The 7,967-nt window shown below is 63.4% G+C and carries 6 protein-coding genes; 2 read left to right on the top strand and 4 right to left on the bottom strand.

Annotated features, from left to right (window positions below):
* The first annotated feature begins 267 nt into the window (after positions 1-267).
* A complete protein-coding gene (locus NFV80_RS06585; protein ID WP_295326887.1) occupies positions 268-927 on the top strand; it encodes a peroxiredoxin in 660 nt (219 codons plus the stop codon).
* Positions 928-1,262: 335 nt separating this feature from the next.
* Positions 1,263-3,233 carry a mechanosensitive ion channel family protein gene (locus tag NFV80_RS06580; protein ID WP_295326885.1) on the top strand — a complete coding sequence of 657 codons (1,971 nt, stop codon included), beginning with the start codon at positions 1,263-1,265 and terminating at the stop codon, positions 3,231-3,233.
* 34 nt (positions 3,234-3,267) lie between these two features.
* Here NFV80_RS06580 and NFV80_RS06575 read toward each other — a convergent pair whose 3' ends face one another.
* The 4 genes from NFV80_RS06575 to mreD form a co-directional block, all read right to left on the bottom strand.
* On the bottom strand, positions 3,268-4,347 hold the full coding sequence (locus NFV80_RS06575; RefSeq protein WP_295326883.1) for a septal ring lytic transglycosylase RlpA family protein: 1,080 nt from the start codon (positions 4,345-4,347) through the stop codon (positions 3,268-3,270).
* A complete protein-coding gene (rodA, locus tag NFV80_RS06570) occupies positions 4,344-5,450 on the bottom strand; it encodes a rod shape-determining protein RodA (protein ID WP_295326881.1) in 1,107 nt (368 codons plus the stop codon). Before rodA ends, NFV80_RS06575 begins: the two co-directional genes overlap by 4 nt.
* A 3-nt stretch (positions 5,451-5,453) precedes the next feature.
* A complete protein-coding gene (mrdA, locus tag NFV80_RS06565; protein WP_295326878.1) occupies positions 5,454-7,349 on the bottom strand; it encodes a penicillin-binding protein 2 in 1,896 nt (631 codons plus the stop codon).
* Between the two features lie 94 nt (positions 7,350-7,443).
* Positions 7,444-7,965, bottom strand: a complete 522-nt coding sequence (gene mreD / locus NFV80_RS06560; protein ID WP_295326876.1) for a rod shape-determining protein MreD — start codon at positions 7,963-7,965, stop codon at positions 7,444-7,446.
* Positions 7,966-7,967: the final 2 nt, after the last annotated feature.

Raw genomic sequence — 7,967 nt, 5'->3', positions numbered from 1 at the left:
TTCCGCATCATGAAAGTTGGCGGCTTCCCAAGCCTTCAGTCCGACAGGCTGCTAGGCGTGCTGTCTGTGCCTGCCGCGCGGCGAACTGGTGCTCACGCGAACGGTCCAATGGCCGTGGAAGTGGTGGGCAGCCAGGCTTTTCCGGTGAAGAACGCGGCTCATGCCACGCTTCCTGCGCACGGGCCGAGCGCCTGCTCAGCCAGACGACCGCTTCCCTTTCGCTTCACTTGGCCAGCGGCACACCCCTTTCGTGAAGAGGAGCACTACATGGCACTCCACATTGGCGACGACGCCCCCGACTTCACCGCCCAGAGTACAGCAGGCACCATCCGCTTTCACGAGTGGATCGGCGACAGCTGGGCGATCCTTTTTTCCCATCCCAAGGACTTCACTCCGGTGTGCACCACCGAACTCGGCTACATGGCCAAACTGAAGCCCGAATTCGACAGGCGCAACTGCAAGGTGATCGGTCTTTCCGTAGACTCGGTAGCTGACCATGACCGCTGGCTGCACGACATCGAGGAGACGCAGGGGGCCAAGGTCAACTACCCCCTGATTGGCGACACCGACCTGCGAGTTGCCAAGCTCTATGACATGCTGCACCCGAATGCCGGCGGCAGCGCCGAGGGCCGCACGGCTGCCGACAACGCGACCGTGCGTTCGGTGTTCGTTATCGGCCCCGACAAGAAGATCAAACTGATGATCACCTATCCGATGAGCACCGGTCGCAATTTCGACGAGGTGCTGCGGGTTCTCGACTCGGTACAGCTCACGGCCCGTCACAAGGTGGCGACGCCGGTCAACTGGAAGGCCGGCGAGGACGTCATCATCGTTCCGGCGGTCAAGGACGACGAGGCCAGGGAACGCTTTCCCGACGGCTGGAAGGCGCCCAAGCCGTACCTGCGGATCGTCCCGCAGCCCAGGTGACTCGGGCGGCAACTCGCCGCCGGCCAATCCGGACCGCAACACCCAGGCATCGCACACCTTGCGATGCGAGGGATCGCGTCCTTTGCCTTCGCCATACGATCGCTCTTCTCGTCCGTCACGCAGGACCTCCCGACACGCCGGGCCCTCGCAGTTCAAGCCGCATATGAGAGAATCGGCGCCTTGACGGGCATGACGATTCGAGATGCCCGCAACAGGAAAAGGCCTACCCGTTTCCCTGACGCCCGTCGATTCTCCCGGATCGGTGCGGGAGGCTTCCGGAGTCGCTTCCGTGGCTTCCGCGCGGAATGATCGGTTATAGGAGTGTGGCAAGAACGATGAGCGATTTGCATCTTTTCCCTTTCCCGGCACGTCCGCAAATCCTGCAGAAGCCGGTTGGCCAGGCAACACGAATTGACGACGAACGTCACCGACGCGATCATCCGTTCACAGCGATCGGCACGATGATCCGCTGGCTGGCAACGATCATTCTGGCGACCTTGCTGCTGGTCGAAGCGGCCTTTGCGTCCGATCCGGCGTATCCGCTACAGCCGGTCGATCGCTCGAGCCCGCGTGCGGCCCTGCGCAGCTTCCTCGATGCGGCCGATGCGCTGGGCGAATTCCTCGTCCACGATTACTTGCCGTCGCCGTCCCATGCGGGCTTCAGGGAGGCGCTACGACTCTCGGAAATCCCTTTGCACGGACTCGACCTCAGTGAGATGCCGGCCGGAGGACGCGAGAAGGCCAGTCGGGCGGCGGCGATCGCTCTCTACGAGACCTTGAGCCGGATTCCGCTGCCCCCTTTCGAGGCGATTCCCGACGCGGGCGAACTCGGGCCGCCCGGTCACGACGAAGCCGTACGCTGGGTCGTCCCCCATACGGAAATCGTTCTGATCAGGGTGCAGGGGGGTCCCCGACCAGGCCAGTTCCTTTTCAGCCCGGAAACCGTCGCTCGGGCCGAAGAGTTCTACGAACGAGTTCGCAAGCTTCCCTATGTCCGAGAAGTTCCCGTAAGGAATATCCACGAAATCGTCGCTGTCGGTGGCGGCTGGATGGTGCCGTACTCCTGGATTCAATCGCTGCCGCAGACACTGCGCGCACCGCTCGCCTCGCAGGCGGTCTGGAAATGGGTCGGCATGGCACTCCTCCTTCCTCTCCTCGTCGTCCTGCTGCTGGTCGCCTACCGTTTCTCGCGGTCGTGGGACCACCACAGCCCGCTCGTCCGTGCGCTGGCGCATCTCGCCGTGCCGGTATCGCTGTTCGCGGCGACACCCCTGGTCGCCTACCTTGCGCTCGTGCAGCTGAATTTCACCGGCAGCGTGGGCACCGCCATCGAGCTCGGCGCTACGGCCATGATGTTCGTCGTTGGCGCCTGGCTGTCGTGGCGGCTGGCGCCGGTCGTCGCCGAGGCCATCATCGCGTCCCCGAGAATTGCCAATGAAGCGAGCCACGCGCATGTGATTCGCGTCGGCACCGGCCTCGTCGGCTTAATTGGCGCTCTGGCACTGCTTGCCGTGGGTGCCGACCGGCTCGGCGTTCCGGTCTACGGCATCGTCGCCGGTCTCGGCGTCGGCGGCCTGACGATTGCCCTGGCGGCGCGTGCCAGCGTCGAGAACCTGATCGGCGGCATGAGCCTGTTCGCCGACAAGCCGGTACGCGTCGGGGAGTTCTGCAAGTATGGCGACGCGCAGGGAACGGTGGAGGCAATCGGCATCCGCTCATCGAGAATCCGCGGCATCGACCGGACCATCACCACCATCCCGAACGCTGTCATGGCGCGGCTGCCGATCGTCAACTACAGCCGGCGCGACCGCATGTTGTTCAAGACCGTCCTCGGCGTACGCTGCGAGACAAGCGCTGAGCAGATGCGCTATCTCCTCGTCCGCTTGCGGGAACTGCTGCTGCGCCACCCGCAGGTGCACCCCGACCCGGCACGCGTGCGTTTCGTCGGCTTCGCCGCGAGTTCGCTCGACATCGAAATCTTCGCCTACATCACGACCACGAAGTCGGCCGAGTTTCTCGCGATTCAGGAGGATCTCCTGCTGCGCATCATCGACATCGTCGAAGACAGCGGCGTGGCGTTCGCCTTCCCCTCGCAAACCCTGTACCTCGGTCGCGATCGGCTTCCCGACGAAGCGCAGGCGAGAGCGGCGGAAGCCGTGGTGCAGGAATGGCGGGCTCGGGGCAGACTGCCCTTCCCGGATTTTTCGCCGGAGGAAGCAGAACGCTTTCGCGGCTCACTCGCCTATCCTCCGCCCGGATCGCCGGCTGCCGCGAGTGAGGAAACCGGACAGACTCGACCGACCTGAGCCGGTCGATCGGCTGCGCCCACGGTCGCCGGCTCTAATTGCTCTTCTGGGCGATTACGGTCGGCTTGTAACCCAGGGCCAAGCGAATTCTTTCGGCAACCTTCTCGGCGTCGGTGCGATTGGGATACGGTCCGAGATGAACGCGGTGCATGCCGCCGCCCGCGTTGATCTGGATTCCCTCGTTGAGCCAGTCGAGCTCTCGCAGCAGGTGCGAGCGCAGACTTTCGGCATTCTCGGCGCTGGCGAAGGCCCCGAGTTGCAGGAAGACTCCTCGTAGCGAAGCGGACGACGCCGCCACAGCAGACGCCGGAGCCGGTGTTACCTCGGGCAGGGTGGACGGCGCCACCACCTTGTCGAGCCCCAGTCTGGACGCCAGCAGTTCGATCTCGTCCGGTTCGGCCGGAGCGGCCGCAGTGCGCAGCGGGCGTGGTGCCGGCATCACCTGCGCGTAGGTCATCGTCGTCGCTCCGGCCGGCACGATCGACTCGACCTCGACCAGCGTGCTGCCGTTGTCCACGTAGCCGAGGCGGTAGGCCGCCGCGTAGGATAGGTCGATGACGCGATCGGCATGGAACGGACCGCGGTCGGTGACACGAACGACTACGGACTTGCCGTTGCCGAGGTTGGTCACGCGGGCATACGACGGGAGCGCCAGCGTCGGGTGGGCGGCGGTCATCGCGAACATGTCGTAAGGTTCGCCAATCGAAGTCTTCTGTCCGTGAAACTTCTTGCCGTACCAGCTGGCAATGCCGCGCTCCTGCCTTGGACGCAGGCTGGTGTCCGGTTCATAGGACTTGCCGAGAACGACATAGGGACGGTTCGCGAAGCGATGCAGCGGCTCGAGTTGCGGCTGTGCGTCCGGAATGTCGTCGAGATTGTCCGGCACCTCGTCGCCCGGGCCGTCGTCCTTGTAGTACGCACCTCCCCGTTTCTGCACCACGTTCGATTTTCTCGCCACCTTCGTCTGGGCTTTTGCCGGCTCGGCCGTGCGCGCCGTATCGGGCGGCCGGGACGCTTGCCCGCCACAGGCGACAAGGACGAGTGGCAAGACGCACAGGCAAAGCGCTGCAGCGTCGGGCGCCCGTCGTCCCCTGTCCACCGCCGTGTTGCTCATTTGCGGACCAGCATCCGATGCGTCTGGATGCTCATCAGGATGCCGATACCGATCGACAGCGTCACCAGCGCAGTGCCACCGTAACTCATGAACGGCAGCGGCACGCCGACCACAGGCAGAATGCCGCTGACCATGCCCATGTTGACGAAGACATAGGTGAACAGACTCAGCGCGACGGAACCCGCCATCACGCGCGCGAAAAGCGTAGAAGCATTGGCCGCGATCATCAGGCCACGCGCCACCAGCAGGAAGTAGAGGAGCACGAGAATGCTGTTGCCGAGCAGACCGCGCTCCTCGGAGAATACGGCGAAGATGAAGTCGGTATGGCGCTCGGGGATGAATTCGAGGTGGGTTTGCGTGCCCTCCAGCCAGCCTTTGCCAAAAGTACCACCGGAGCCGATGGCGATGGTCGACTGAATGATGTGATAGCCGGCGCCGAGCGGATCACTGGTCGGATCGATCAAGGTCAGGATGCGTTTGCGCTGGTAGTCGTGCAGCATGGTCCACACAAAAGGGGCTGCGGCCCCGGCGGCAGCCGCAAGGCCGAAGATCACCTGCCAGGGCAAGCCGGCGAAGAAGATGACGTAAAAGCCGCCAGCGCCGACCAGGATTGCCGTCCCCAGGTCGGGCTGCTTGGCGATCAGCGCGAAGGGCACCAGCAGCAGCAGGCAGGCGACCACGTAATGGCGGAACTTGAGCATCGCTTCGTGCTTGTGGAAGTACCATGCGAGCATTAGTGGCACGGCGATCTTCAGAACTTCCGACGGCTGGATACGGGTAAACCCGAGCGACAACCAGCGCCGGGCGCCGTTGACCTTGACCCCGAAAAGAAAGACGAAAACCAGCAGGATCACGCCGACAATGTAGAGTGGCACGCCGAAACCCATCAGCTTCTGCGGCGGAAACTGCGCCACGACCCACATCGCGCAAAGCCCGACGAGCATGTTCAGGCTCTGCGCGAACAAGCGATTGTTGGCATCATACGTGGCGCTGTAGACGGTCGCCAGCCCGGTGATCATGATCAGGCCGGTAATCAACAACAGCGGCGCATCGACGTGCTTGCTTAGACGCGTCCAGGTACGGTGCCAGAAGTGCTCGAACATCAGCTAGTCTTCCTCGACATCTTCTTCCCCGGCCGCACCCTTGGGCAGTTTGCCCAGCAGATAATAATCGAAAACCATGCGCGCGATCGGCGCCGCCGACTGGGCGCCGAATCCGCCGTTCTCGACCAGCACCGCGAGTGCTATCTTCGGCTGATCGGCCGGCGCGAAGGCGATGTACAAGGCGTGATCGCGCAGTTCCTTCTTCACGCTGGAAGACTTGTAATCTGCCCCCTTCAGACTGAAGACCTGTGCCGTGCCGGTCTTGCCAGCCGATACATAGGGGGCACCGGCAAAGGCGCGGGCTGCGGTACCCGCGCTATTGACTCCGATCATCGCCTTCTTGACAGTCTCGACATTCTGCCTCTTCCACGGCAGGATGCGCAGCGGCTCGGGCTCGATCATCGTCCGCTCGCCGGTGCGGCTGTCCGTGATGTACTTCACGAGGTGCGGGCGGAACATGACGCCGTTATTGGCGACGGTAGCGATCGCCTGCGCCAGCTGGATCGGCGTATACGCATTGTAACCCTGGCCGATGCCGACCGAAATCGTTTCGCCAGCGAACCACTTCTGCTGCTCGGGTCGCTTGAAACGACGCTGCTTCCACTCTGGCGACGGCAGCACGCCTTCCGACTCGCCCTCGATATCGATTCCCGTGCGCTGACCGAGCCCCACCTGCGCCATGAAGCGGGCGATGCTGTCGATTCCCATGTCGTTGGCCAGCATGTAATAGTAGGTGTCACAGGACTGGACGATCGACTTGTACATGTCGACGGTGCCGTGACCACCCTTCTTGTCGTCACGGAACTGGTGCCCGCCAAAATTGAACACGCCGGGATCGGCAATCGTCTGGCCGGCCGTGCGCTTGCCGGTTTCCAGTGCGGCCAGTGCCATGAACGGCTTGAACGTCGAACCCGGAGGATAGGCGCCGTTCAGCGCACGATTGAGCATCGGCCGGTCGGGTGAATTGTTGAGCAGTTCCCAGTCGTCGCTGCGTATGCCGTCGACGAAGAGGTTGGGATCGAAAGAAGGAGCCGATACCAGTGCGAGGATTCCTCCGGTCGCCGGTTCGATCGCCACCAGTGCGCCGCGTCGGTCGCCGAAAGCCTTTTCCGCCATTTCCTGCAGCTTGACGTCCAGCGTCAGCGTCAGGTTGTTGCCCTGCACCGGCGCCGTGCGCGAAAGACTCCGACTCGCCCGGCCGCCGGCATCGATTTCCACCTGTTCGTAGCCGGTTTCCCCGTGCAGCTGATATTCGTACCTCTGTTCCAGCCCGGTCTTGCCGATGTGGTCGGTTCCCTTGTAGTTTGCCGCCTGATCGTCTTCCTCGATCATTTCCAGGTCGCGCTTGTTGATCCGGTTGATGTAGCCGATGGCATGGGCGGCGACCGGCCCGAGCGGATACTGGCGAAACAGACGCGCCTTGACTTCGACCCCGGGAAACAGATAACGGTTGGCGGCAAAGCGCGCCACCTCCTCTTCGCTGAGGCGCGTGCGAATCGGCAGGCTCTCGAAGTTCTTGCTCTCTTCCAGCAACCTGCGGAAGCGTTTGCGGTCCTTCGGCAGGATTTCGATCACCTTGCTCAAGCCCTCGATCGTCGCTTCGAGATCGTCCACCTTGGACGGCGTGATTTCCAGCGTGAATGCCGAGTAGTTGCGCGCCAGGACAATCCCGTTCCGATCGACGATGACCCCGCGGTTGGGCACGATCGGGACCAGCGAAATGCGGTTGTCCTCGGCGCGCGTGGTGTAGTAGGCGTGCTGAACGACCTGCAGGTGGAAAAAGCGGCCGAGCAGCAGCACGAAGGCGGCAAATACCAACGCACCGGAGAGCGCGACGCGAAATCGGAAGCGATCGAGTTCGCGATCCTGAGCATTGAGCGGCGATTGCCTACGTAGCAAGACCAACCCCCCGGGATTTCATCGGGCACACGCTCGACGGCGCCGCCGCGGTAACCGGTGTTGCTGGCAGCGCATCACTGCCTCGCTGGGACGTTCACAGCGGCCGATTGTCATCGCGGTCGACCGGTTGATGCTGCGGCAACAGCAGCAGAAAGGTGAGCAGCGGCCAGAGCAGGGCGGAAAAGACCGGGCCGAGAAAATAGCCGATACCCGGGAAGTCGCCGCCGATCAGCATGCGCACGCCGAACTGGACAAGCTGCACCAGCAGGAGGAGCGGAAAGACCTGCAGCGCCTGCTGGGCCAGCGGAAACCAGAGGATCCGCCGTGACAACGAGGAAGCGGCATAAGCGACCAGCACGTAAGCCAGCGCATGTTGTCCGAGCAGACTGGCGTCGGCCACGTCCATCGCCACGCCGAACAGGAACGCGAGGCCCATGCCGACGCGGCGAGGCTCGCGTACGCTCCAGAAGACGATCAGCAAGGCTGTCCAGTCGGGAACCGCGGGCCAGGCGGCGGTCGGCAGGAAGTTCAGGAGAAGCGCCAGCAGCAGGCTGCAAGCGATGAACCAGGGGCGAACCGGCAACAGGATGCGCGATGAGGAATAGCTCGTCTGCACTT

This window comes from Accumulibacter sp. (assembly GCF_023806565.1).
GTDB lineage: Bacteria > Pseudomonadota > Gammaproteobacteria > Burkholderiales > Rhodocyclaceae > Accumulibacter.
Note: the sequence above shows the minus strand (reverse complement) of the source record. Positions and strands in the feature narration are given on the sequence as shown.